Origin of the sequence: Streptosporangium sp. NPDC001559, from assembly GCF_042893955.1 — a bacterium.
Taxonomy (GTDB): Bacteria; Actinomycetota; Actinomycetes; order Streptosporangiales; family Streptosporangiaceae; genus Streptosporangium.
Map to the genome: position 1 here is coordinate 125,129 of NZ_JBIAVG010000008.1, position 24,463 is coordinate 149,591.

Here is a 24,463-nt window from a genome sequence, read left to right on the forward strand (position 1 = left end):
CCATGCCGTGTCGTTCGTCAGGGGAGGTCAGCCTTCCGCGGACCAGGTGCGGGTGTAGGCGTCGATCAGCCACCGGTCGGCGCGGTCCCCGTCGGGGCTCTCGGGCAGCGGCGAGGTGGACAGCAGCTTTTCGAGGCGCGCTTCGAGGTCGGCGGCGATGGTGAGGGTCTCCTCCCTGGTGTACTCACCTTTCCTGATGCCGATGATCAGGGACCGCCACGGCTCGGGCATGGGGAGGGTGATCGTGCCGTTTTCCATGAGTTCGATCCCCTGCGCGCCGAGGCGGACCATGTGCCCCGCGAACTTCGTGTCGTACCCGTGCAGGGCGATCAGCTCGGGCCGGTTGGTGCGTTTCCCGTTGGGGTGCTCCACCATGCGGTCCCGCTGGGACCGGAGATAGCCGAGGAAACGGTGGCCCGCCTGACGGGACAGGATGAAACCTGGCCCCTCTGCGAGAAGGTCCCGGCCGAGGTCGGTGATGGAGACGATCTCGGATTCGGGCACGAAGAGCCCCAGCAGGACCGTGGGGTTGCCGTCCAGGGCCAGCCGCATCCACTTGCGGAGGCCGTAGACGGTCAGATCGAGATCACCGTGGCCGGAGCGGACGCCTTCGGGCTGGGTGCGATAGACGTACTGGTCGAACCTGCGCAGCCCCACAACGTAGGCGGCGGGCTCGATGCAGATGCCCATCTCGTCACGGTCGTCGGTGCCTGCGACGGCCGTCCCGTGCAGCCCGGACCCGACCTGGAAGCGGAAGATCGTGTGCTTGCCTGCGATCTCCCGAAACTCGGGGCCGCCGTGCTTCATCCACCCGACCATCAGTAGTTCCCCTCGGCGACCTGGAGCACGGTCAGGCCCAGCGAGCGCCACATGGCGGTGACGGAGGCTCGGTCGTCGATGACCCCGGCGACGGGACGGTGGGCGAAGTGCCTGGTGTAGATCTCGCGCTTCACGACCGTGTCGGGCCGGTCGTCGCGGTCACCGCGCATCCACACCTCGGTGTCGCCGAGGCTGGTGACGTGGGTGGAGAGCCACATCTCGGTCTGGCGGCGGCACTGCTCCTTGCGTCCCGAGACGAACGCGACGGGGTGTCCGGCGAGGAGAAGGGCCTGGACGACGGCGACGACGGGAGGGTTGGGAGTGTCCTCCCCCACCCGGTGCCAGTCGTACGGGCGCCGGTCTCCGCGCAGAGCGAGAGTGCCGTCGATGTCCACGATCCACACGGGGCTCACCGGTCGTCGCACCTTTCAACCCCAAAGACCGGCATTTCGCTCGCCCTTCTTCTTTTATGGAGAGAACGGGGAAAAAGGGTAACAGCCAGATTGCTATTTTCCCTTCGAGAGCGACACCCCGAGGCTGATGACTCCGGCCAGGAGGGGGAAGACGGCCGTGGCGCCCCAGCGCCACTCCCCCGCCCAGATCCAGGCGAGCAGCATCGCCACCGCCGTGGCGAACAGGGCGAGTGCCAGCCACATGGCGGGGCCGGACGGGGCCACCTCGGCCTGGGTCCTGACGCTCCACTGGCTCGGTGGCAGGCCTGCGTCGCGAAGCGCCTGGACGACGGCGCCGTACTGGTCGTCGGTCACGTCGGTGACCGTGATCCGCAGAGTGGTCACTGCTGTTTCCTCGCTTCCGGTCCGGAGAAGTCCATTTGACCGTCTCCCGGACCGGGACCACCACACGGCGTGCCCGCTCGTTCCGCCCCCGCAGGAAGGCCGCGCACAGGGCCGCCCGCGGGGTGCCGACCGGTTGGGTTCACGGGCGTGGGAAAGGAAGCCGTCCCCGTTCAGGCGAAAGGCGTCCGAGCCTCCATACCGGCGTCAGGCCTGTGGGAGGGATTCCTGGGCGAAGGTGATGACGATGTATCTGCCGTTGGCGTAGCTGGTCACGGGGCGCTGGAGCAGCTCTCCCGCCCTGCGGGCCACCGACTGGAACAGTTCGACCATCTCCGGGGTGTCGGCGGACACCCGGAAACGCCCGTCGGTGGTGAGGTGGTGGACGACGAGGGGGACGAAGCCCGCCTCCGCCCGGACTCTCTCCTCCTGGTCGAGGGGGGTGCGCCGCGTGCTGGGGGGAAGGGTCATCGCTGTGCTCCTCGTGGTCGCCGGCCCTCCAGCATGCCACCGCGCACGACCGGCGCGAGCTCCGCGCCTTGGGACGAGAACCGCGTCCGGCCGGCGGGGGAACCGCGGGCGGCCGGACGCGGGCCGTTACCCCACGAGCTGCCACAGGCCCGGGGTGTTGGGCGGCGCCCAGCTCAGGTTGCACGTGTGGCTCGCCAGGCAGCGGTAGACGTGGCCTTCGTAGTAGTACAGGTCGCCCACGTTGCAGGAACGCCCGACCTGCCAGGCCTGGATCCCCACCGCGTGGTGGGCGACCTCGGCCGTCGCGGGCTGCGCGCCGTACGGGATGGCGCCCAGTGCGGCGGCGGCGAGAAGGGCGGCGATGGCACTGCGCTTCATGGTGCCTCCTTCAGGGGGTTCCTCCCACAGTGTCCGCGATCGGCGGGAACGGATAGCCAACGTTTTTCCATGTCCCGCCGCTATGCCTCCGGCCGGACCGTGTCCCGGGCCGCCCTCCCCGTTCTCCGGGAGGCCCGGTCGTCAGCGCGGTCGTACGGCCTGGAGCGGGCGCAGGGGGGCGCGGGCCTTCAGCAGCATCTCCTCGTACTCGGCGGCCGGGTCCGAGTCCAGCACGACGGCCCCTCCCGCGCCCACGGTGAGGTGGCCGTCGCCGATCACCGCGGTGCGGATCACGATGTTGAGGTCGCTCGCGCCGCTGAGCGCGAAGTAGCCGAGCGCCCCCGAGTAGATCCCCCTCGGGGCGCCTTCGAGCCTGTCGATGATCTCCATGGTCCTGATCTTCGGCGCGCCCGTCATCGAGCCGCCGGGGAAGCAGTGCCGGGTGGCGGTCAGCGCGTCCACGTCCGCGCGCAGCCTGCCCCGTACGGTGGAGACCAGCTGGTGCACGGTCGTGTACGACTCGACCGCCATGAAACTCGGCACCTCGACCGTGCCGACCTCGCAGATCCGCCCCAGGTCGTTGCGGAGCAGGTCCACGATCATCAGGTTCTCCGCACGGGTCTTGGGATCCCCGGCCAGGCCGTCGCGGACGAGACGGTCGAGGACGGGGTCGGGGTTGCGCGGGGCCGTGCCCTTGATCGGTTTCGACTCCACGGTGCGGTCACGGGTGACCCGCAGGAAGCGCTCCGGTGAGGAGCACGCGACCCGGTGCCGGTCCCACCGCAGGAAGGCCGCGTACGGCGCGGCGTTGAGCGTGCGCTGGCGCGTGTAGAAGTCCAGCGGGTCCCCGGTGTACGGCAGCCGCGCCGTGGTGGTCAGGCAGATCTCGTAGCTCTCCCCCGCCCGCAGCAGGCGGTGGCATTCGGCGACGTCGGCCAGGTAGCCGTCGCGGGAGCGGGCCAGCCATGGTTCGACGTCGAACTCCTCCTCCTGGGCGACGGGTTCCCCGGGGGTTCCCCCGGCGGGCAGGTCCGCGGCGACCAGGTCGGCCCAGCGGTCGGCCTCCCGGGCGTCCTCGGGGCCGGGCCCTGCCAGGGCGACCACGTAGGTGCGGCCCATCAGGTGGTCGATCGCGACGAAACGGGTGGCCGAGATCCACACGGCGTCCGGCAGGCCGGAGCGGTGGGCGGCGGCTCCGGCCGACCCGAATGACTCGGTCTTCATCTCGTAGCCCAGGTAGCCGACGTATCCGCCGTCGAGGTCGAAGGGCAGGCCGGCGTCGTCGCCGAGCGCGCGTTCGGCCAGCCGCCTGGCGAGGACGTCGTAGACGGAGCCGGGCAGGGAGGTCGTCGTGCCGTCGGCGGCCGTCGAGGTGACCTTCCCGTCGCCGACCCGGTAGCGCAGTGTCTCGCCGTGACGGCCGCCTCCGTCGCCGACGAAGGAGAACCTGGACAGACCGGGTTCGACCCGGCTGCTGTCGAGCCAGAAGGCCGAGGGGCTCTCGGCGAACCAGCGGCGGAAGGTCCGCTCGGCGTCGGCCTCGAAGGCGGTGGTGCGCACCCTGAGCCGCCATCCACCGCCCGGCCCGCGCTCCACCAGGGGATCACGATCCCGTGGGGGCACGGCCTCAGGCTCGCGCTCCCGTGAGGGTACGGCGCCGTCCCGGGTGAGGGTGATCCGCTCGCGGGCGAGGGCGGCGAAGTTCTCCACCAGGCGGGCGCCGTACCGGGTGCCGATGGACTCGGGGTGGAACTGCACCCCCCACCAGGGGCGCGTACGGTGCCGCAGCGCCATCGTCACCCCGTCCCCGGTCCAGGCGGTCGTGACAAGGTCGGGCGCCCCGCCGGGTTCGACGCACAGCGAGTGGTAGCGCACCGCGGCGAAGTCCTGCGGGATCCCGGCGAACAGGTCCGTCCCCAGATGCCTGACGCGGTCGACGTAGCCGTGACGCGGTTCGGGGGCGGGCACGACCTCGCCACCGGCCAGCCAGCCGAGGGCCTGGTGGCCGAGGCAGACGCCGAGCACGGGCAGCCGGGTCGTGCGCAGCAGGTCGGCGGCCAGTCCGAGATCGCGTGGCTCCTGCGGCCTTCCCGGGCCGGGTGAGACCACGATCGCGTCGTAGTCCGCCTGGTCGGCCTCCCGCAGCGCGGCCGAGTCGTTGCGCGCCACGACCGGCATCCGCCCGTAGACCTGGGCCATGAGCTGCGCCAGATTGAAGGTGTACGAGTCGTAGTTGTCGATGAGCAGCACCCGCACGACGCCTCCAGGGTCAACGGCCTCCCGCCGGGAACGGAACGCCGCCTGGAGCTCGTCGGCCCGTGAGACGATTCGGCGCGGCCGTTTGTCCCTTTCGTCCCCGCACGGCGCCGCCAAGTCTACGGTCACCCCGGAGGTTCCCCCTGACGGCGGTGACCGCGACCGGAGTTAGCCTGAGGGGGTGGACATCGTCACCGGCACCTACCCGCTGGGCCCTGGCAACGGTCCGCTGCTGGTGCGCACGACCCGCACCGGGCTGGGCGCCAAGGCAGGGCACGACCTGACGCTTGAGGCGGCCCGCTGGCACGGCGAGGCGGTCGTGGACGCCGAGGACCCGGCCCGTTCCTCGGTGTCCGTCGAGGTGGACGCGACCTCGTTCCAGGTGCGCGAGGGGATCGGCGGGGTCAGGCCCCTGAGCGACGCCGACCGGCGGGACATCGTGCGCAACATCGGAGAGAAGGTCCTGGGCACGGCCCGGCATCCGGTGATCGCGTTCCGGTCCTCCCTGGTCGCGGGCACCCCGGAGGCGTTCCGCGTCGAGGGCGACCTCACCCTCGCCGGGGCCACCCGGCCCGTCACGATCGACGCCCTGCTGGCGGACGGGCGTGTGCGCGGCTCCGTCACGCTCACGCAGAGCCGGTGGGGCATCAAGCCCTACTCCGCCCTGTTCGGCGCGCTGCGCCTGAGCGACGAGGTCGGCGTCTGGTTCGACCTGGTTCTCGCGCCGGACGTCCCTTCGCGGGACGTCTGACGGATTCGGCCCCTCACAGGGCTCTTGACACCCCGCCCGCTCGCCCCGAACCTCTCACGGGGTGCCTCACACCGCGCCCGTCCAGCTCTTCACCCCGGTGAGCCGCCCCTCTCGCGGGGTATTTGACCCGGCGCGCCATCAAGCTTCCCAGACCGCCAGATAACCCCTGCCCCAGGCGAAAATATGCCGATATATGGTACGCGCTTGCGGCATTCCGTGCACTGCGGAAGGATCACCGGACACGCTCCGCCACCGTCCGTCATCACCCCCCGGGCGGGCGGACGCGCCCGCACATTGACAGATGACGCCACAGGAGGCTGTCGTGCAGCCGCAGGAGAGCATCGAGCGGTTCGGATACCGGCAGGAGTTGCGCCGTGGGATCGGCCTGGCCGACCTGGTGTTCTACGGCCTGATCTTCATGGTGCCGATAGCCCCGTTCGCGATCTTCGGTTCGGTCTACTTCACCTCGGGCGGCATGCCGGTCCTGACCTACCTGGTGGGAATGGTCGCGCTGCTGTTCACCGCGGCCTCCTACGCGCAGATGGTCAAGGCGTTCCCGCTGTCCGGTTCGGTCTACAACTACGCGGGCCGTGGCATCTCCGCGCCGGTCGGCTTCATGACCGGATGGGCGATCCTGCTCGACTACGTGCTCGCCCCGTGCCTGCTGTACCTCGTCGCCTCGATCGCGATGCACTCGACCGTGCCACAGATACCGGTGTGGCTGTGGCTGCTCTTCTTCGTGGCCGTCAACACCGTGATCAACCTGCGGGGCATCCGGATGACGATGAACCTCACCAAGGTGATGATCATCGCCGAGCTGGCCGTACTGGCGCTGTTCCTGGTGATCGGCTTCTGGGCCCTGCTCGAGGGCAGGGGCAGGGACTTCAGCCTCTCCCCACTGTTCAACCCGGAGACCTTCTCCTGGCCCGTCGTGTTCGGCGCGGTGTCCATCGCCGTCCTGTCCTTCCTCGGCTTCGACGGGATCAGCATGCTGGTCGAGGAGTCGACCGGCGGCTCCGCCCAGGTCGGCAGGGCCATGCGGCTGGCCCTGATCCTGGCGGGCGTGCTGTTCGTGGCCCAGGTCTGGGTCGCCGCCCTGCTGGTGCCCGACCCCGAGGGGCTGCTGAAGCAGGCCTCGGACACCGCCTTCTACGACGCGGCGGCCGTCGCGGGCGGCGAGACGCTCTCCCACATCGCCGCGACCGCGACCGCGATCTCCTGGGGGCTGGCCAACACCCTGGTCGCCCAGGTCGCCGTCTCCCGCCTGCTCTACGCGATGGCGCGTGACAGGCAGCTGCCGTCCTTCCTGGCCAAGGTCTCGGTGAGGCACTCGGTGCCGACCAACGCCATCCTGCTCGTCGCCGGGCTCTCCGTCGCGCTCGGACTGTTCATGTCCGCCAGGGAGGACGGCGTCAGCCTGCTCGGCAGCCTGATCAACATGGGTGCGCTGGTCGCCTTCGTCGTGCTGCACGTCTCGGTCATCGTGCACTACGTGGTCCGCATGCGCTCGACCGCCTTCTGGTCGCATCTCGTCGTGCCGCTGGCCGGAATGGCGATCCTGATCTTCGTCGTGATCAACGCCAACGTCATGGCCCAGACGGTCGGCCTGCTCTGGCTCGCCCTGGGCGCCCTGGTCCTGGCCGCCCTGTACGCCATGGGCCGCAGGCCGTCCCTGCCCGACCTGCCGGGTTCCCACGAGGCCGGGGGGAGCCAGGCCGTACACGGCCGGTAAGGGCCCCGCCCCGTCCCGGACCGGCCGCTGCTAAGGACGACCTCGGCGAAAGCGAACGACGACCGTAGCGAAGGACGACCGCGCATGAACGGGCTGCCGCTCCCCCAGGAGCTGTACCTCATCGCCCACGACCAGTCGGGCAGACCCCTGGTCCATCCCTCGTCGATGGCCCTTGGGCTGGCCGGGGCCGCGCTGCTCGAACTGGTCATCGGCGAACGTGTCACCGTCTCCGGCGGCAGGGGTGCCCTGGCCGACGACACCCCTCTCGGTGACGCGGTCGTGGACGGCCTGCTGTCCCTGGTACGGCAGGACCGTTCGGGCGGGGACGTCAAGTCCTGGATCAGGCAGGCCGCCGGGGACGTCTACCAGCACACCCAGGCGAGCCTGGTCACCGCGGGCGCCCTCGCCCAGGTGACCAGGCGCCGCATGGGCCTGCTCTCGCAGACCCGCCACGAGATCACCGACATGGCGTGGGTGGTCCGGGCCTGCTCCGGGGTACGCGCCGCTGCGGAGGGCAGGGAGCCGCCGGACGCGCGGTGCGCCGCGCTGTGCGGCCTGGTCGGCGTCCTTGAGGTGGACGCGGCGCTCTATCTCGGTCAGCCGTCGAACCAGCTCGTCGTCCGCCTGCGCGCCATCGCCGCCGAGCACTCCCCCATGATCAGGGAGGTCATCGGCATCGTCGAGACCCTCATCCGCGAGGCCGCCGTCGCCATCTACCGCTGACCCCCAGGAGGCCCGGTGCCGTTCACCGTACGGGACCGGCGGGCGCGGGCCCGGCCCAGAGCCGTTCCCGCCGGTCGTGCGAAGGCGTCTCCTAAACGCGGCTCATCCGCCGGGGAGCAGGGCGGGCAGCACCACCTCGTCGAGGACGACGACCGGGGTCTCCTGGGCGTCGGGCAGGTTGTACCGGCCCGAGGTCACCACGACGACGAGCCCGAGGCCGGGCCGGACGTACAGCCGCTGCCCCCCGTTGCCGACCCCGGCGACCCAGTCGGGTCCGAGGAACCACTGGTAGCCGTAGCCGAGCCCCTCCCCGACCTCCACGTACGGCGTGAGCATGCGGGAGATCCACGGCGAGTCCGACTCAAGGACGTGCCGGCCGATCCCGGCCAGGTCCCTGGGGGTCAGCCTGAGCCCGGAGGCCGCCGCCGCGACGCCGTCGTCGCCTCTGGCCCACTCGAAGGCAGTGATGCCGAGCGGTTCGAACAGCGCCGTGCGCGCGAACTCCTCAAGCGGCACGCCGGTTCCCCTGGCGATGAGGCCGCCGAGGAGGGTGGCGGCGCCGCCGCAGTACCGCCAGGTCGTGCCCGGCTCCTCGACGGAGGGCCGTTCCAGGACGTACCGGTAGCGGTCGGGCGCCGTCTCCATCGCGATCTCGCTGTTGGCCGGGCTGGTGTAGGGAGCGTTCTCGTCCCACTCCAGGCCCAGCGTCATCGTCAGCGCGTGCCCGACCGTCAGTCCGGTACAGCCCGCTAGATCAGGATATTCTGGGAAACACGCGTACAGCGGCTCGTCGGGGTCGGGGACGTGGCCGCCCTCCAGGGCCAGGCCGTACAGCAGGCCGACGACGCTCTTGGTGACCGACCTGAGGTCGTGGAGCGTGTCCGGCCCGAACGTGACGGTGCCGAGGGGGGCGTTCCAGGCGACGTCCGGCCCCTCCCCGTAGTATTCGAAGATCAGGTCCCGCCCGCGTGTCACGACGACGCCGTGCAGATCCGGCACCCTGCCCGCGCGCACGACCTCGGCCAGCGCGGTTTCCATGTCCATCGGCATACCTCCCCTTGTACGGCCTGACACGGTGTCAGGGTCCAACGGCCGGTGGCCGTCCGGGAAGGGCCCGTCGTGAGAGCGGCCTGAGCGCGGACCTTGGAAAAACCCCCTTGACCTCAACGTTTGTTGATGCCCCACGCTTAAGAAATTCCGAAATTTCCCGTTGAACAGGAGAGATGTGCGAAAAAAACAAATCCTTGTCCTTGTGGCCGTCCTGCTGTCCACCGTCTCCCTGCCGATCACCCTGACCGGCGCCTCCGTCGCCCTGCCGGACATCGCCGCGGACCTGGGCGCGCGACTCGCCCCCGTCCAGTGGGTGGTGAACGGATACAACGCCACCTTCGCCAGTTTCATGCTGGTCTCCGGTTCGCTGGCCGACCTGGTCGGCAGACGCCGCGTCTACGCCGCCGGGGTCGCGGTGTTCGCCGTCACCGGCCTGCTGAGCACCCTCGCCACCGACATCGTGCTGCTCGACGTGGTCCGCGCCGTCGCGGGAGCGGGCGCGGCCGCCGCTGGGGCGAGCGGAGGCGCGCTGCTCGCCACCTCCTTCGAGGGGCGGGCCAGGACCCGTGTCTTCGGCCTGTTCGGCACCGCGCTCGGAGTCGGCCTCGCCTTCGGTCCCACCATCGCCGGAGCGCTGATCGGCGCGTTCGGCTGGCGCATGGTGTTCGGCCTGCCCGCCGCGGTGGCGCTCGCCGTACTCTGCGTGGTGCCCCTGCTGCCCGAGTCCCGGGACCCGGCACCCCGCCGCGTCGACACCGGCGGGGCCGTCACGTTCACCCTGTTCCTGCTCCTGCTGATCACCGGCTTCGTCGAGGGGCCCGACCTCGGGTGGACCTCGCCGCTGCCGCTGGCGGCCTTCGCCTCCTCCCTGGTGTGCCTGGCGGTGTTCGCCGGGATCGAACGGCGCAGGCCGGACCCGATGTTCGACTTCGGGCTGTTCACCGGTCCGCGTTTCCTGGCCTTCTCCACGGCGGCGGCGACGATCGTCTGCGTGCTCGTGCCGCTGCTGGTCTACCTGCCGTCCTATTTCACCGAGGTGCTGGAGATGAGTCCGCAGCGGGCGGGCGCCACATTGATCATGCTCACCGCCCCCACGCTCGTCCTGCCCTCGCTGATCGGGCCGGTCACCAGATGGGTGTCACCGGCGGCCGTCGTCGTGCTGTCGCTGGTCCTGGTCGGCGCCGGGGCCGCCTGGCTGGCGCTGGCCGGGCCGGAGGCCGGGACACCCGGCCTCGCGGGACCGCTGCTGACGATCGGGCTCGGCGTCGGCGCCTCGATCGGGCTGATCGACGGGGTGGCGATCGGCAGCGCCCCGGCCGACCGGGCGGGCACCGCCGCGGGCATGCTCAACACCGCGCGGCTGGGCAGCGAGACCATCGCCATCGCGGTGTGCGGTGCCGTACTGGCCGCGACCACCGGAGGACGGCTGGCCGGGTCCGGCTTCACCGAGGGGTTGCGGCTGACGCTCTGGGCGATGGCGGGTCTCACGCTGCTTTCCGTGCTGCTGTGCGCGTTCCTGCTGCGCGGTGGTTCCGCCGTACGGCAGGCGGCCGGGAAAGGCGTTTCCGTGTGATTCCGGGGGTCGCGAATTACCCCCAAAACCTCCATGGAATTAAGGCCGTGACCTCCGCGGGAAAGGGCGGCCATTCACTGGCAGCACGCCTTGCCCACCTGTTCGGCGGCCGCCCGTCTGGTCTCTCCCACCCCTTCCAGCAGGCGCCGCGGGCCGGAGCCCAGCCTGCCGAGCGTGTCGTCCGGGTTGGCCATCGGGCAGCGGTCGATCGACAGGCATCCGCAGCCGACGCAGTCGGTGAAGTCGTCACGCAGCTTCTGGAGCTCGCGGATCCGGGCGTCGAGCTGGTCACGCCACCGCGTGGACATGCGCTCCCAGTCCTGCCGCGTGGGAGGACGCGCGCTCGGCAGGTCCTCCAGGGCGGTGCCGATCTCGGCCAGCGGTATCCCCACCCGCTGCGCGACACGGATCAACGCCACCCGCCGCAGCGTGTCACGCCGGTAGCGCCGCTGGTTGCCCTCCGTGCGGCGGCTCGTTATGAGCCCCTGCCGTTCGTAGAAATGCAGAGCGGATATCGCGACACCGCTGCGCGTGGAGAGTTCCCCGACACTGAGTTCAGTCGGAAGGTCACCCATCCCCCTCCCTCCCAGGCATCAATAAATATTGAGGTTCTCGCGCGAATATTACTCCAGCCGGCGGCCGGGTTTTCCGGGGAAAGAGAACGACCCCCGTGGGCGCCGAGGAGACGGCGGCCCACGGGGGTCGTCGGGAGGCGGGAGCCCGGGGTTACTTCAGCGGGCGGGGCAGGCTGATGGTCAGGATGCGGCTGGTGACGCCGGAGTCGACCAGACGGCCGTCCGAACCGAAGGAGCCGAGGCCGAAGTCGTTGTCGTTGGCGATCGCGATGGTCTTGGGGCCGAGGACGGTGACGCCCTCGATCTTGCCGGGCAGGCCGGGGATCGCGGCCAGGTCGACGGCCAGGGACTTGCCGGCGACGGTGACGTTCTTGGGCAGCGAGGCCTCAAGGGAGGGCTTGGTCGCCGGGTCGTCCTGCGCGCCGCCGAGGAGGTTCGTCGCCCGGCGCACGTCGACGGTGTACAGGCGGGCGACCGCGTCGGTGCGCTCCTGGAGCAGCAGACGGCCGGGGCTCAGCACGTTGAGGGCGGAGATCTTCATGTCGCCCTGCTCGGCCTTGGGGTCGAAGGTCGCGACGTTCTCCATGCTGTAGGCCCACTCGGCGGTCGGCCGCCCGGTGCGCAGGTCGACGCGCAGGATGCGGGCGACGCTCGACGCCTTGCCCGTCTTCTTGTCGGGGTTGGCCAGCGGGCTCTGCACGGCGATGTAGAGGGCGCGCTCGGAGGGCGAGATGCCCAGCGCCTCGAAGCCGCGGTTCTGCTGGCGGTTGGCGAAGATCGCGGGCAGCGTCTCGCGGACCGGGTAACCCGTCCCGGTCAGGTTGAGGCCCTTGGGCACGTACCTGGCCAGGATCCGCCCGTCGGCCGCCACGTGCACCAGGGAGGGCGAGTACTCCTCGACCAGCCAGAAGCCGCCGCGCCCGTCGGCGACGACGTCCTCGGTGTCCAGACCGTTCGGGTCGTAGGGCAGCTCGGCCATGCCGTCCCAGGTGTAGGGGACCTCGTCGTGGCCCTCCTGGTTCGACACACCGGTGATGGGCGTACCGTCGGACGTCTTCAGCGTGATCGTCTCGGCGATCTTCGTCTTGCCGTTCCGTACGGCGACGCGCACGATGGCGGGCGCGAACTGCGGCACCGGGAAGGTGCGCCGCTTCTCGCCGTTGACCTTCGGCTCGCCGTTCGGGCCCCGGTCGGTGACCATCCAGTACTCGCCGGGACGGCCCGCCGGGTAGAGGCCGCTGCCGACACCGCCCAGCTTCACACCACGGTCGTCCTTGACGAGACCGCTCTCGAACTCCGCCAGGGCGGGGGCGGGCAGCGTCACGTCGGAGGTGACCCGCGGAGCCTTCTCCTTGGGAGCGGCGGCGGCGGGAGCCACGGCCGCGCCGGTGAGGGCGACGGTGAACGCCGCCGCGGTGGCGAGAGCGGCGAGGAGGGGACGTGACATGGAGCTTTCCTTTACGACCTGGTCTGTGACGAGATCGGAAGCTATCGACGCCGGGCGACCTGAACCCTAAGCCCGGGTGAACACGAAGAGAAGGCGCACCGTGACGCCGGACACACCGCGCCGCCTCCCACCTGCGATCTTGCTCCTTCACAGGTGGGATCTCGTACGGCCCCGGCCTCTCGTGCGGCCCTCTCGCGCGGCCCTCTCGCGCGGGACAGGGGCCTCCTCGCAGGACAGGGACACGCGTCCGAACGCGGGCCTACCCACCCCGTCCGAGCGCCCCGCCCGGGTGCCGGGTGCCGAAAAAGGAGAGCCGGTGTGTCCACGCGGAGCCCACCGCGCGAACACACCGGCGTACCCGGCCCCCTACCCCTCGGTCACCGGGCCTGTCACCGGCCGGGAACCACCGGGGTTCCTCACCGGTCCAGGTTGACGAAGACTCCCTTGACCTCGGTGTAGGCCTCCAGCGCGTACGGCCCCATCTCCCGGCCGGTCCCGCTGGCCTTGAAACCACCCCAGGGGGCGGCGGGGTCGGGGACGTGCAGCATGTTGACGAACACCGTGCCCGCCCGTACGGCGGCGGCCAGCGTGTGCGCGGTCGACAGGTCCTTGGTCCACACCGAGGCGGCGAGGCCGAACTCGCTGTCGTTGGCCCGCTCCGCGATCTCGTCCAGGTCGTCGTAGGCCATGACGGGGATGACCGGACCGAAGATCTCCTCCCTGGCGATCCTCATGTCGTCGGTCACCCCGGCGAAGACGGTCGGCCGGTAGAAGAAGCCCTTCTCCAGGTCCCCGTCGGCACGCTGCCCACCGGTCACCAGCTGGGCGCCCTGCTCGACACCGGAACGCACGAAACCGTCCACGTTGCGCAGGTGCTCCTCGGTGACGAGCGGGCCCAGGTCGGTCGTGTCGGACAGGCCGGGACCCAGCCGCAGCGCGGCAGCGGCGGCGGCGGCCTTCTCGGTGAACTCGTCGACCCGGCTGCGGTCCACGTAGAACCTGGAGTAGGCGGCGCACACCTGGCCGCTGTTGAACAGGGCGCCCTGGACACAACCGGCGACGGCCCTGTCGAGGTCGGCGTCGTGCGCCACGATCGTGGGGGTCTTGCCGCCGAGCTCCAGGGTGACCCGCTTGAGGTTGCCCGCCGAGGAACGCATGATCTCCCGGCCGACCTCGGTCGAACCGGTGAAGGACACCTTGTCCACCCCGGAGTGCGCCACCAGGGCGCGGCCGACATCGGGACCGCCGGTGAGGAGGTTGACGACGCCCTCGGGCACCCCGGCCTCGACGCACAGCTCGGCCAGGCGCAGCGCGGTCAGCGAGGTCTGCTCGGCCGGCTTGATGATCACCGTGTTGGCGCAGGCCAGCGCGGGCGCGAGCTTCCAGGTGAGGATCATCAGCGGGAAGTTCCACGGCGTGATCAGCGCGCAGACCCCGACCGGCTCCCTGCGGGTGTAGTGCAGGGTGTTCGGCAGCGAGACCGGAGAGGTCGCGCCCTCGATCTTGGTGGTCCAGCCCGCGTAGTAGCGGAAGTGCTCGGCCGCGCCCGTGACCGAGACACCCCTGGCGACCCCGAGCGGCTGTCCCTGGTCCCGCGTCTCCAGGTACGCCAGCTCGTCGCCGTTGGCCTCGATCAGGTCCGCGATCCGCCAGAGCACCCGCGCCCGCGCCGCGGGCGACATCTGCGCCCAGTCGGGGTTGCGCAGCGCCTTCCTGGCCGCGGCGACGGCGGCGTCCACATCGGAGGCGTCGGCCTCGGCCAGCTCACCCAGCGGGGCGGCCGTCGCCGGGTCATAGGTCGTGAAGGTCCGCCCTGAGTTGCCGGAGCCCCACTCACCACCGATGAGCAGCCTGCCGGGCTTCTCCAGGACGGGAGAGTCGGGACCGCTCTCCTGCGGTCGCAGAAACGTCGACACTGCCATGTTCTCCACGGCCTCCCCGTGCTCGCTGTCGCCCTTCGACCGCCTGTAGGGACGGTCAGGATCAGTTGTACGGCGTCGCGCACCGACCGGCCTTGTCTGTGACGGCACAGCACTTGCCTGTCACGCTCCAGCGGTTTCCGGTTACTGTCATATGACAGGGACACTGCGGGACCATTGCCAAATAACGGCACGCGATGCACCATTCCTGCAGTTGGACGCACCGCCCCATGCAGGAGGAAGCATGTCGTCTCTACTGCGCACAGCCGACCTGCCGGCCCGCGAACGTGCCGACTTCTGGTGCTCGGCGATCTCCGAGGCGTTCGTGCCCCTCGACATGACCCTCGCCAACGGCGAGACGTTCCGGGGCCAGATGCGCAGTAGAAGCCTCGGCGTGATGCTGGTCAGCGACGTCGCGGCCGACGCCCACAAGGCCGAACGGACCCGCCGCCTGATCGCCAGGTCGGAGACCGACTACTACAAGCTGAGCATGCCGCTGCAGGGCTACTGCCTGGTCATGCAGGACGGGCGCGAGGCCCCCCTCACCCCCGGCGACCTGGCCGTCTACGACACCAGCAGGCCGTACACCGTGGCCTTCGACAACACCTGCCGGATGCTGGTGCTGATGTTCCCCCAGCGCTTCCTGAGGCTGCGGCCACACGAGATGCACCAGGTGACGGCCAACCGCGTCTCCGGACGCCAGGGAGTCGGGGCGCTGGTCTCCCCGCTGCTGATGAACCTCGTCACCAAGATGGACGAGATCGGGGAGAACCAGTCGCTCCAGCTGGCCGACAACATCCTCGACCTGCTCGCCACCCTGTTCTCCGAACGGCTCGGCAAACAGGGCACACCGCCGCCCAGCTCCCCCCAGTCGCTCCTGCTGCGCATCAGGGCCTTCATCGAGGCCCACCTCGACGACGGCAACCTCACCCCGGACACGGTCGCCGCCGCGGTGCACATCTCGACCGGCTACCTGCACAAGCTCTTCAGGATGGAGGGGACCACGGTCTCCCGGTTCATCAGGGAACGCAGACTGGAGCACTGCCGCCGCGACCTCGTCGACCCCGACCAGTGGACGCTCTCGGTCAGCACCGTCGCCGCCCACTGGGGCTTCGTCGACGCCGCCCACTTCAGCCGCCTCTTCAAGGCGACCTACGGTGTCTCCCCCCGCGAATACCGCCTCACCCGAGACGCCCAGGGCGGGATGGCGGTGTCAGCCTGGGATGCTGTGTGATTTCGCTCCGCCTACGGCGTCGCGGGCTGTGTCTCTTTGCTCCGCCTGCGGCGTCGCGGGCTTGGGCGCCTCCGAGTCGGTGCTTTCCCTCGTCTCTCCGTCGCTGCGCTCCTGCGTTCCTCAGTCCAAGCACCGACGCGCCCAAGCCGACACTCCTCACACACGGCACCGGTAAGGCCAAACCCCTCCCACGTCGATGCGTTCAGGCCGGGTTCTCTTGTGATGTGAGCCTGGCGTTCCATCGCCTCAGGGTGGGCCGCGCTGATTCCATGTCGGGTCGCGCACGTTCTCGGGTCGAGCAGAGCGCTCAGCGGGTTCCTCACGGGACTCCTGTCCGCGACGGATGGCGACGAGGGCGCCCGGCCAGCGAGGTTGCCTGACCGGGCGCCTGAGGAGGCCGACCACTCCGTGGTGATCGGCGCCGACGGGCTCCCCTTCCCCGATGCGCTCGGGAGCCGCCGTTGGATGTGCGGCCCAGGCCCCTCCTCCTGGACCGCACGTTCACGGGGTACGGCGGGCAGGGGGTGGGACGAGTTCCCCGCCCGCCGTACCGGCTCAGAAAGTCGTGCCCGCTCGGGGGTTCGCCCCTGCCCAGGAGGCCGTACCCGCTCGGGAGGTCGTGTCTGTTCGGGAGGTCGTGTCTGCTCGGGGATGGGTGGGAGGGTCCGCCAGATGAGGGTGGCCTCCATCTGGTGGATCTGTTGCCGGAGCCCTTCTGCGTCGGGGTCGGAGACGATCAGTGGTTCGGGGGTCGGCCAGGCCGCGATGGCGTAGAAGCGGCGCCGGCCCAGGCTGTAGAACACGCTCCACCCCTGGATGGAACGGTCCATGCGTTCCGCTTCGGAACGGGCGGGGCCGTCCCACAGGCGCCGGTACACCTGTGTGAGCGGTTGCCCGTCCCGGTGCCGCCCGCTGTGCCGGGGTCGTCCGATCACGACGCGACTCCCCGGGCGATCTCCTCCTGGTGTTCGACGACGGCCCGAATCTCGTCGAAGGTGTCGGCGTCCACATCCGGTTCGGCCCCGGCCCTTCGTGCCGCATTGGAGAAAGGTTTCCGGCGAAAAGCCCAGAAACGGCCCTGGTCACTGAGAATAAGCCGCCAGCCCGGGATGGTGGGCGAGGGCACAATGGCTTTACCATCGTGCACGGATCGCACCTCCTTTGCGATCAAGGGACCCCGTACGGCGCTGCCCGCCTGCGGGGTTCCGCTTTACAAAGACCTTGCTGATGCCATAGTTGAGGCACGTCGTAAGCGGGACAAGACCCGCCGCCTTTCAAGCGAAACATGTAAGCCATGTAGCAAACACAGGCGAGGACCAATGAGCGCGGAATCCCAGGAGTGGCACGAATTCGGCAGGGCATTACGAAAGTCACGAAAAGGACATCAGATAACCCAGCGGCAACTCGGTGAGCTGATCGGCTGGGCCGACTCGATGGTGAGCCGCTGGGAGTCGGGCACCCTCACCCCTTCGGCCGAGGCGATCGAGGCTCTCGACTCCGCGCTCACCGCCGAAGGGAAACTGATTTCTCTCGGACTGCACGCCGCCATGGCCGATGGCAATCGGCTCCGGAAGGGTACCGTCGAGGCAAAAGCCTCAACGCGGGATGAGGATGACAGCATGGAGCGCAGACGACTGATGCGAGATGCCGCTGTCGTCGCCGTCGGCAGCGCGGTGGCACCCGCACTGACCGCGCTGACGGACGCCTGGCAGGTGTCCCAGCCTCCCATCTCCGGGTCGAGCGTGTCACAGGCGATGATCGACGACTGGGAACACGCCGCCGATATCCACGAACAGCGAGCGCGCTTCGACCCACCCGCTGTCATCCTCGCCGCGCTCGCGGTCGACTACACCAGCATGGCCCCCCATCTGGGCCGCGCTCAATCTGATGCCGTGCAGCGCGATCTCGCTCACGCCGCCGCACGCCACGCGGCCCTGATCGGCGGCAAGTGGTTCGACCTGGGTAACCATCGTGAAGCACACCGATGGTGGGCGCAGGCACGTCTGTTGAGCGAACAGTCCGGAGACAGCCTCCTGACGTCGTGGCTGAGAGGCTGGGAGGCGGGATACCGACGACAGGCCCCAGATGAGGACCTGAACGCCGTGCTGCTGGTCACGCGAGAAGCGCGTCGTTTCGCGGGAGACTCTCCCAGCGCCTCCCTCGTGGCCGCTCTCAGTGAGGAGGCCAAGGTCCTCGCCATGATCGGGCGTCACGCCGAGGCGACCACCACGCTCCGGCGAACCGAGGAAACCTACGAACGTCTGCCCTCCGCAGGAAGCTCACGCCAGGGCCGCGCGCTGTGGTACGACCGAACCCTGATCTACACCTTCGCGGGAGACGTCAAGCGCGCCGAGGACGCTCGTGCCACAGCCGAGAAGCTTTATCCGGCCGGACATCGATCAGCGATACTGCTCGCACTTCACGGCGCGGCACTTCACGCCCGCACCGATCCCGCAGAAAGCGCGCGTCAGGCATTGCAACTCCTTGAAGCGTTACCAGCCGAGCGACGCGATACCCGAGTGATGTCGGCGTCCCGCATGGTCGTCAGCGCCCTACCGGACAAAGCCCATGGCCTGTCGGCGGCTCAGGAACTATGCGCCCTGATAGGCCACCGCTCAGCCTGACTCACACACGACAATGCCCCACCGGTCGGCGATCGGTGGGGCATACGTTTCCGGGTTCACGGTTCTTGACGGATCAAATGTCTGGGCCGCCAAGAACCGTGAATCCGTAGAACTCCGATAACACCCTTGAGCGGAGAAATCTCCAGTCCGGAAGGGTCCTCAGAAAGCTCGCACGTCAATCATGCGGGTAGGTCCCAGGTTGGGCCGGTAGGGTCGCCGAGCCATACGTACTGGCGTTCGCGGGTGGCGGTGAGGCCGAAGGCGGACTGGTGCGGTGATCCGGCTTCCCGCCACAGCAGGATGGCCTCCTCCACCCCGTCCCACAGCCGAACCGGACCGTGCTGGTGGACGATCCACCCGCCACCCGGGGCGGGTCTGGTGTCGGCGCGGGAACCGGTGGAGACGTCCAACAGGATCGTTGTCTCCCCCGCTGACGAGCGCTGGGCGGCCGGTACAGCCAGCTGGGCGACGAACAGGGCGGCCTCGTCGTCCAGGATCGCCGGGTCGATCCTGCTCTCCCGGGCCTGCCCGATGCCGGTCGCCACGGGCGGGCGGGGCGGCGGCAGGTGGGTGCGGGCACGCATGAAGTACCAGCCCTGCTTCAGGAAACGTCCGCTGGCCGTACCCTCGCCGTCGAGGGTGAGGTGGACGGAGGCGACGCCGTCCAGCCAGCCCCACATGGGGGCGGTGATGGTTCCTCCGGGACGCGTCTGCTCCAACCAGGCGGTGGGGATGGTCCGGACCGAGCAGGTGCAGATCAGCCGGTCGTACCCGGTGCCGTTGGCGTGACCGTGCAGGCCGTCCCCCACGACGAGAGTGGGCGCGTGTCCCGCCCGGACGATGACCTTCCTGGCGCGTTCGGCCACAGCGGGGTCGTACTCGATCGAGGTCACCGCGTCGTCGCCGAGACGTCGGCACATCAGCGCGGTTGAGTAGCCGGTCCCGGTGCCGATCTCCAGCACCGTGTCGCCTTCGCCGATCTCAGCGGCCTCCAGCATCCGCACGACCAGGCTCGGGAGTGTGGACGACGAACCGGGTGCCCCGGTCACCGGCCCGGCCGCCTCCTCGGCCAGAACCCCGTCCACCTGGGTCACCCACGTCCCGTCGGTGTAGACCAGGCTCAGCCAGTCGCCCTCGTCGATCTCGGCACGGCGGATCGGTGTCCACAGATCGCCCCGGACCTGGTCGGCCTGGTAGACGGCCTCCCCCACGAACAGCTCGCGCGGCGTCGTCTCCAGCGCCGCACGCCAGCCGGAGGACCCGATGGCCTCGGCCAACGCATGCCGGAGCTTCACGGCCGTGTCGCTCACGACCACCATCCTTTCAGGATCACATCCGCGAAGGCGTGGGCCATCGCATCGGCATCAGGCAACCAGGCCCACTGCCCGTTGGGGTTGCACTCGATGAAAATCCAGGCTTCGGAGGCCTGTCCGTCGACAGCCTCAAGCGCGAAGTCGAAGCACCCGAACACCAGCCCGAAGCGGTCGAGATAGGCGTACAGCGCTTCCCTGACCTGCTCAGGCACGTCGATGGGCTCGTGGACCAATTGCTCCCAGTCGCCGCTGCGCCAGTCGAGCGCGCCGTCAGGGGTGGTGATCCTGCTGGCGAACACACGTCGGCCGATCACGGTCACCCTGGCGTCGGAGGACTTGCGCACCTCCTTCTGGAACAGGTGGGCGGTCACCGACAGGGAGTCGTCAAGTGTGTGTTCGGCGACCCGCTGCGTCCATATGGCGGAGCAGCCCTCCGAGGTGGAGGGGGCACCTCGAAACGATTTGTAGATGACAGGACCGTGTTCGGCGGCGAACCTTCGCGCCTGTTCCACATCGTTGGTGATCAAGGTTGGCGGAATGGACAGGCCGAGCCTGGCCGCCGTCTGAAGCTGGGCAGGTTTGTAGTCGGCACGGGAATTGGCAGCCGGGTGGTTGACGTAGACCACACCGTGCAGGTTGTTCAGAATGCCACCGAGGCCGTACTGGGCTTCGGTGGCGGCGAACTTCTGCGCCGTAACGGACAGGCGGGTGAACCGAGCCGAGAACGGATGGGGGCGGCGGTGGTACACCGCCCCCACTTTCTCCAGTGCGATGTCCCGGCTTGGTGTGCGAAGCCGCCCGGCCCATTCCTCACGGCCGTCACCGATGACGGCACTGAACACCAACTCGGCGCCGATGTCGGCGGGATTGACACGAACCACCTGCACCCGGCGCTCGTTCAGCGCCTCGATGACCATGTTGGCGGTAAGGTCCTCCGCCGATGTGATGACCAGCACGGTCTGTGGCATGGGCCGCATCCGCTGTTATCCGTCGTTCTGAGAGTCGTCCGCCACTGCGGCGCTTCCCGCCGAGCCGTCGCTGCCGCCGCCCTTGGACGTGGTGATCGTGATCTTGCCGGCCATGTCCACGATCGCGCCGTCCGCGCCGTAGAAGTGGGTGAGCTGCGTCTCGGGGTCAAGCCGAAGCGTCTCGTGCAGCGGTGGAAGCCCCGGCAGAGGGTCGGTCATCCGGCTGAGCCCCCAGGGGGAGACTGCTGTTGTCACGGCGCCCTTCCTTTCGGTGTTAAGTTGAGTGAATTTTCCGGGCGTCCCCGCACGCTTTTTCCGGGGAAGGAAAACGGGGATGTGCACAGACGCTGCGGCCAAAACCCCGTAAGCCCGTAAGGCCTGCGAAGTTCCGTCTCACATGCACCTTGCTCCTGCCATGGTCGAGGGACACGTTACGCAGGACAAGGCCCACGGTGTTTCACGCGACCTCTGAAAACTATGTAACAATCCAGGGGAGGGGCAATTGACATGAATGTCATTAATGGCACAGATTCGACTTAATTCTACAAAGGTAGCGAAAGGCCACATTGGCACCGATCAGACCAGGCGGGGATGCCGGGACAGCCCGAGCTGAGAGAAAATCGAGGCAGTCCCGGCATCGACGGATCAGGCCCGGTTGTGGAGGACCGAAAAGGCGGTCCCTTTATGCGGCTTTTGGTCAGGGGTGCCGTGCAGCTCTCCGCCCTGAGGGGTCCGGGGCCGTCAAAACAAGATCAGTCGTCCGCGTGGATGAGAGAGCGCAGGCAGGGACGTAGCAGATCGATGATCTGTTCCGGAGGGGTGTCACGGAGGACGTCGAATTTGAGGAAATGCCGGCTGACGACCATGCCTATCAGGGTGGCGCTGATCAGCGCGGCCCGCACGTCGGCGTCGTCGGCGGGGATGGCGTCACTGAGTTGCGCCCGGTAACGGGCGGCTCCTTCGATCGCGGCTTCGGAGGCTCCGGCGTGGGTGAGCATCGAGCGCAGGACGGCCAGTGACGCGATCGGTTCGTTGACCAGCGAGTCGGCGATCTGGGCGAGTATCTGTTCGGTGACCTCTTCCGGGGTTCCACCGACGGGCTGGGCGGGCTCGGCCCGGGTGGCCCGCTGGAAGAGTTCTTCTTTGGAACCGAAGTAGTGCATGACCAGGCCGCCGTCCACCTCCGCGGCACCGGCGATCGCCCGGATGGTGGTCTGGTCGTATCCCGACTCGGCGAACAGGCGACCCGCCGCAGCGAGGATCCGTGCCTCGGTGGCGCGACGTTGCTCCGCCCGTGACAGGCGTGGTCTGGGCTCGCTCACGGATTGATTCTACGGGCGTTGACCGCTCCTCGATTTCGTTCTACATTCGTTCAATCAACACGCGTTCAACGAACGGAGGCCCCATGGGTCTGTCAACCCCGCAGGATGTCATCGAGCGCAGACGAAGCCTGGTCCTGGAGCACGACATGGACGGCTTCGCCGAGCTGTTCGCCCCCGATGGGGTGATCGAGATGCCCTTCGCACCGCCGGGCATGCCCACGCGGATCGAGGGCCGTGAAGCGATCCGCGACTTCTCGGCCGCGGCCACGATCTCGCTGCTACGGGTCGAGGACATGTGGACCACGCAGGTTTACCAGACCACCGATCCCGAAGTACTCATCGTCGAACTTGAGGCCAAGGCGGTGGTGACCACGACAGGTGCCCCATTCCAGAGCACGTCCGTGCAGGTTTTCCGGATCCGCGACGGCAAGATCCTGCTGTTCCGCGACTACTGGAACCCGCAGAGCCTGGCCGAGGCCCTGAACCCCTGACCTGGCCCGCCAACGCCGAAACCAGCCCTCAAGCCCTGCGAGCGCGTTCCGCCGTCAGCGGGGTTGCCCGAAGTCGGCGCCGAGCAGGTTGAGCAGCCGAAGTTGGCGGATGCCGACCGAAGAATGATCTTCGTGGAGGCAGGCGCGCCGAGAACAAGTCCGCCGGTGGGAATGACCGACCGTCCGGCGCACAGAAAGTCGATCTCGGTCGTGCCACAGCCGACGGGGGCCCGCACGTAGGTCCTGGAGACGGGCGGTGTCCACTCCGAACGCCTCGATCCCGGTCACCCCGCGACCTTCGAAACAAACCCACGTGTGGAAAACGGCTGCCGACCTTCACTCTCGCAGAGGCTCAAGCACCTTCCCGCCGATGCGCGAGAATCTCACACGCCACAACGGGCACGACGCCCCGCCGGTTGGCCGGCGGGGCGTTCGCGGTCTCCAGTCACCTAGAAAATCCAGAAAAATCAGGATTCGCCGGTGTTCATGGTTTCCAGAATGTTGTGCTGGGTCAGGGACTCGCCTTCGAGGATGGCCGCCACCCTGCCCCGGTAGAAGACCGCCACCCGGTCGCACAGGGAGGCCAGTTCCTCCACGTCGGTCGAGCAGAGCATCGTGACGGTCCCCGTCTGGGTGGCCGAGCGGATCAGGGTGTGCATCTCGGCCTTGGCTCCCACGTCGACACCCCGGGTCGGGTCGTCGAGCAGCAGCACGGAGGGGTCGGCGTCGAGCCACTTGGCGAGCACGACCTTCTGCTGGTTGCCGCCGGAGAGCAGGCCGGTGCGCTGGTCGACGCTCGAACAGCGCAGGCTCATCCGTTCGCCGTGGTCACGGGCCCGGGTGCGCAGGGCCGTACGGCGCAGGAAGAGTCCGTCGCGGTTGAGGGCCACGGCCCGCACCTGGGCGATGTTCTCCCAGATGGGCTTGTCCAGCATGAGGCCGAACCTGCGGCGGTCACCGGAGACGACGGCGACGCCCGCCGCGATGCTGCGGCGCAGCCCGTTGGGGGCCCGGCGTCCGGAGGGGAGCCGCACCTCGCCGCTGTCGGCTCTGCGCAGGCCCGCGACCAGTTCGAGTGTCGCCTGGTGCCCTGATCCGGCCAGGCCCGCCAGGCCGAGGATCTCCCCGGGCCGTACGGTCAGCGACACCTCGGACAGCGCGCCCCGCGATCCGGCGTTCACGATCTTCAGTTCACCGCTGGCCATCTCCTGGGATGGCGCGGGTGCGACCTTCTCCTGGACCTGGACGGTCTTGTCCCCCAGCATGGCCGTGACCACCTCGGCCATGGACAGCGACTTCCTGTCCTGGGCCTCCATGACGACCTCGCCGTTGCGCAGGACGGTGATGACGTCGCTGAGCGCCATGACCTCTTCGAGGATGTGCGAGACGAAGACGACGCCGACCTGGTGTTCGCGCAGGACCCGTACGACGTTCAGCAGCCGGTCGGCGCTGGCCTGTTCGAGCGCGGAGGTCGGCTCGTCCAGGATCAGGACGCGCGGCTTGGTCAGCAGCGCCCTGGCGATCTCGACGAGCTGGCGCTGCGCCAGGGAGAGGTCGCCGAGCCTGGTCCTGACCGGGACGTTCAGACCGAGCTGGTCCAGCACCGGGGCGGCGGCCTCCGCCATGGCCCCGCGGTCGAGGAAGGGTCCTCTGCGCGGACCGGTCACCGGGTAGAGGTTGGCCAGGATGTCCAGGTCGGGGAAGAGGTTGAGCTCCTGGGACACGACGGCGACGCCGTGCCGCGCGGCGTCGCCGGTGTTGCGGAAGCGCACCTGCTTGCCGTTGAGGGTGATACCGCCCCGGTCGGGGGTGACCGCACCGGACATGATCTTGATCAGCGTCGACTTGCCCGCGCCGTTCTCACCGAGGAGGGCGTGGACGGAGCCCGCCTCGATGTGAATGCCCGCGTCCTTGAGGGCGACGACGCCCCCGTACGTCTTGCCGATGTTCCTGGCCTCCAGGATCGCCATGGTGTGCGCTCCTCCTACTGCGGATGCTGCGGGCTGACTGTCGGGGAGAGGGG

23 protein-coding genes are annotated in these 24,463 nt (G+C 69.1%); 7 read left to right on the forward strand and 16 right to left on the reverse strand.

Annotated features, from left to right (window positions below; all coding sequences use genetic code 11):
- Positions 1-27: 27 nt before the first annotated feature.
- The 6 genes from ACFYY8_RS19480 to pabB form a co-directional block, all read right to left on the reverse strand.
- Positions 28-807 (reverse strand): DNA polymerase beta superfamily protein, encoded by a 780-nt coding sequence (locus ACFYY8_RS19480; RefSeq protein WP_390043093.1) that lies wholly within the window; start codon positions 805-807, stop codon positions 28-30.
- Positions 808-818: 11 nt separating this feature from the next.
- Entirely contained in the window at positions 819-1,232 is a 414-nt protein-coding gene (locus ACFYY8_RS19485) for a hypothetical protein (protein ID WP_390042651.1), read from the reverse strand.
- Between the two features lie 93 nt (positions 1,233-1,325).
- Positions 1,326-1,616, reverse strand: a complete 291-nt coding sequence (locus ACFYY8_RS19490; RefSeq protein ID WP_390042654.1) for a hypothetical protein — start codon at positions 1,614-1,616, stop codon at positions 1,326-1,328.
- A gap of 204 nt (positions 1,617-1,820) precedes the next feature.
- Positions 1,821-2,084 (reverse strand): hypothetical protein, encoded by a 264-nt coding sequence (locus ACFYY8_RS19495; RefSeq protein WP_390042656.1) that lies wholly within the window; start codon positions 2,082-2,084, stop codon positions 1,821-1,823.
- A 126-nt stretch (positions 2,085-2,210) separates the two neighbouring features.
- A complete protein-coding gene (locus ACFYY8_RS19500) occupies positions 2,211-2,462 on the reverse strand; it encodes a carbohydrate-binding protein (RefSeq protein WP_390042658.1) in 252 nt (83 codons plus the stop codon).
- A gap of 141 nt (positions 2,463-2,603) precedes the next feature.
- Positions 2,604-4,718, reverse strand: coding sequence for an aminodeoxychorismate synthase component I (gene pabB, locus ACFYY8_RS19505; RefSeq protein ID WP_390043095.1), 2,115 nt, complete (start codon positions 4,716-4,718; stop codon positions 2,604-2,606).
- Between the two features lie 181 nt (positions 4,719-4,899).
- On the opposite strand from pabB, the gene ACFYY8_RS19510 reads away from it, so the two are divergent.
- From ACFYY8_RS19510 to ACFYY8_RS19520, 3 genes are all read left to right on the forward strand, one after another.
- A complete protein-coding gene (locus tag ACFYY8_RS19510; RefSeq protein ID WP_390042660.1) occupies positions 4,900-5,469 on the forward strand; it encodes a YceI family protein in 570 nt (189 codons plus the stop codon).
- A gap of 322 nt (positions 5,470-5,791) precedes the next feature.
- Entirely contained in the window at positions 5,792-7,201 is a 1,410-nt protein-coding gene (locus ACFYY8_RS19515; protein ID WP_390042663.1) for an APC family permease, read from the forward strand.
- A gap of 84 nt (positions 7,202-7,285) precedes the next feature.
- Entirely contained in the window at positions 7,286-7,924 is a 639-nt protein-coding gene (locus ACFYY8_RS19520; protein ID WP_390042665.1) for a GPP34 family phosphoprotein, read from the forward strand.
- A gap of 102 nt (positions 7,925-8,026) precedes the next feature.
- Here the strand turns inward: ACFYY8_RS19520 and ACFYY8_RS19525 are convergent, their stop codons facing one another.
- Entirely contained in the window at positions 8,027-8,968 is a 942-nt protein-coding gene (locus tag ACFYY8_RS19525; protein ID WP_390042667.1) for a serine hydrolase domain-containing protein, read from the reverse strand.
- A 208-nt stretch (positions 8,969-9,176) separates the two neighbouring features.
- Between ACFYY8_RS19525 and ACFYY8_RS19530 the strand changes: the two genes are divergently transcribed.
- A complete protein-coding gene (locus ACFYY8_RS19530; protein ID WP_390042669.1) occupies positions 9,177-10,547 on the forward strand; it encodes an MFS transporter in 1,371 nt (456 codons plus the stop codon).
- A gap of 74 nt (positions 10,548-10,621) precedes the next feature.
- Here the strand turns inward: ACFYY8_RS19530 and soxR are convergent, their stop codons facing one another.
- From soxR to ACFYY8_RS19545, 3 genes are all read right to left on the reverse strand, one after another.
- Positions 10,622-11,122, reverse strand: coding sequence for a redox-sensitive transcriptional activator SoxR (soxR, locus tag ACFYY8_RS19535; protein WP_390042671.1), 501 nt, complete (start codon positions 11,120-11,122; stop codon positions 10,622-10,624).
- Between the two features lie 151 nt (positions 11,123-11,273).
- Positions 11,274-12,569: an esterase-like activity of phytase family protein gene (locus ACFYY8_RS19540; RefSeq protein WP_390042673.1), complete on the reverse strand. Its 1,296-nt coding sequence runs from the start codon at positions 12,567-12,569 to the stop codon at positions 11,274-11,276.
- A 416-nt stretch (positions 12,570-12,985) separates the two neighbouring features.
- Positions 12,986-14,491 carry an aldehyde dehydrogenase family protein gene (locus tag ACFYY8_RS19545; protein WP_390042675.1) on the reverse strand — a complete coding sequence of 502 codons (1,506 nt, stop codon included), beginning with the start codon at positions 14,489-14,491 and terminating at the stop codon, positions 12,986-12,988.
- Between the two features lie 241 nt (positions 14,492-14,732).
- Here ACFYY8_RS19545 and ACFYY8_RS19550 point away from each other — a divergent pair, with 241 nt between their 5' ends.
- On the forward strand, positions 14,733-15,722 hold the full coding sequence (locus ACFYY8_RS19550; protein ID WP_390042678.1) for a helix-turn-helix domain-containing protein: 990 nt from the start codon (positions 14,733-14,735) through the stop codon (positions 15,720-15,722).
- A gap of 931 nt (positions 15,723-16,653) precedes the next feature.
- Here ACFYY8_RS19550 and ACFYY8_RS19555 read toward each other — a convergent pair.
- Positions 16,654-16,869: a hypothetical protein gene (locus tag ACFYY8_RS19555; RefSeq protein ID WP_390042680.1), complete on the reverse strand. Its 216-nt coding sequence runs from the start codon at positions 16,867-16,869 to the stop codon at positions 16,654-16,656.
- A gap of 172 nt (positions 16,870-17,041) precedes the next feature.
- Here ACFYY8_RS19555 and ACFYY8_RS19560 point away from each other — a divergent pair, with 172 nt between their 5' ends.
- Complete coding sequence (locus ACFYY8_RS19560) at positions 17,042-18,346, forward strand: helix-turn-helix domain-containing protein (RefSeq protein ID WP_390042682.1); 1,305 nt, start codon at positions 17,042-17,044, stop codon at positions 18,344-18,346.
- Positions 18,347-18,525: 179 nt separating this feature from the next.
- Here ACFYY8_RS19560 and tgmC read toward each other — a convergent pair whose 3' ends face one another.
- The 4 genes from tgmC to ACFYY8_RS19580 form a co-directional block, all read right to left on the reverse strand.
- Positions 18,526-19,656, reverse strand: a complete 1,131-nt coding sequence (gene tgmC / locus ACFYY8_RS19565) for an ATP-grasp peptide maturase system methyltransferase (protein WP_390042684.1) — start codon at positions 19,654-19,656, stop codon at positions 18,526-18,528.
- Positions 19,653-20,627: an ATP-grasp ribosomal peptide maturase gene (gene tgmB, locus ACFYY8_RS19570; protein ID WP_390042686.1), complete on the reverse strand. Its 975-nt coding sequence runs from the start codon at positions 20,625-20,627 to the stop codon at positions 19,653-19,655. The genes tgmC and tgmB overlap by 4 nt, the downstream gene beginning before the upstream one ends.
- 15 nt (positions 20,628-20,642) lie before the next feature.
- Positions 20,643-20,882, reverse strand: a complete 240-nt coding sequence (gene tgmA, locus ACFYY8_RS19575) for a putative ATP-grasp-modified RiPP (protein WP_390042688.1) — start codon at positions 20,880-20,882, stop codon at positions 20,643-20,645.
- 497 nt (positions 20,883-21,379) lie between these two features.
- Entirely contained in the window at positions 21,380-21,949 is a 570-nt protein-coding gene (locus tag ACFYY8_RS19580) for a TetR/AcrR family transcriptional regulator (protein ID WP_390042690.1), read from the reverse strand.
- Positions 21,950-22,032: 83 nt separating this feature from the next.
- Between ACFYY8_RS19580 and ACFYY8_RS19585 the strand changes: the two genes are divergently transcribed.
- Positions 22,033-22,440 carry a nuclear transport factor 2 family protein gene (locus tag ACFYY8_RS19585; RefSeq protein ID WP_390042693.1) on the forward strand — a complete coding sequence of 136 codons (408 nt, stop codon included), beginning with the start codon at positions 22,033-22,035 and terminating at the stop codon, positions 22,438-22,440.
- A gap of 467 nt (positions 22,441-22,907) precedes the next feature.
- Here ACFYY8_RS19585 and ACFYY8_RS19590 read toward each other — a convergent pair whose 3' ends face one another.
- A complete protein-coding gene (locus ACFYY8_RS19590) occupies positions 22,908-24,410 on the reverse strand; it encodes a sugar ABC transporter ATP-binding protein (protein WP_390042696.1) in 1,503 nt (500 codons plus the stop codon).
- Positions 24,411-24,463: the final 53 nt, after the last annotated feature.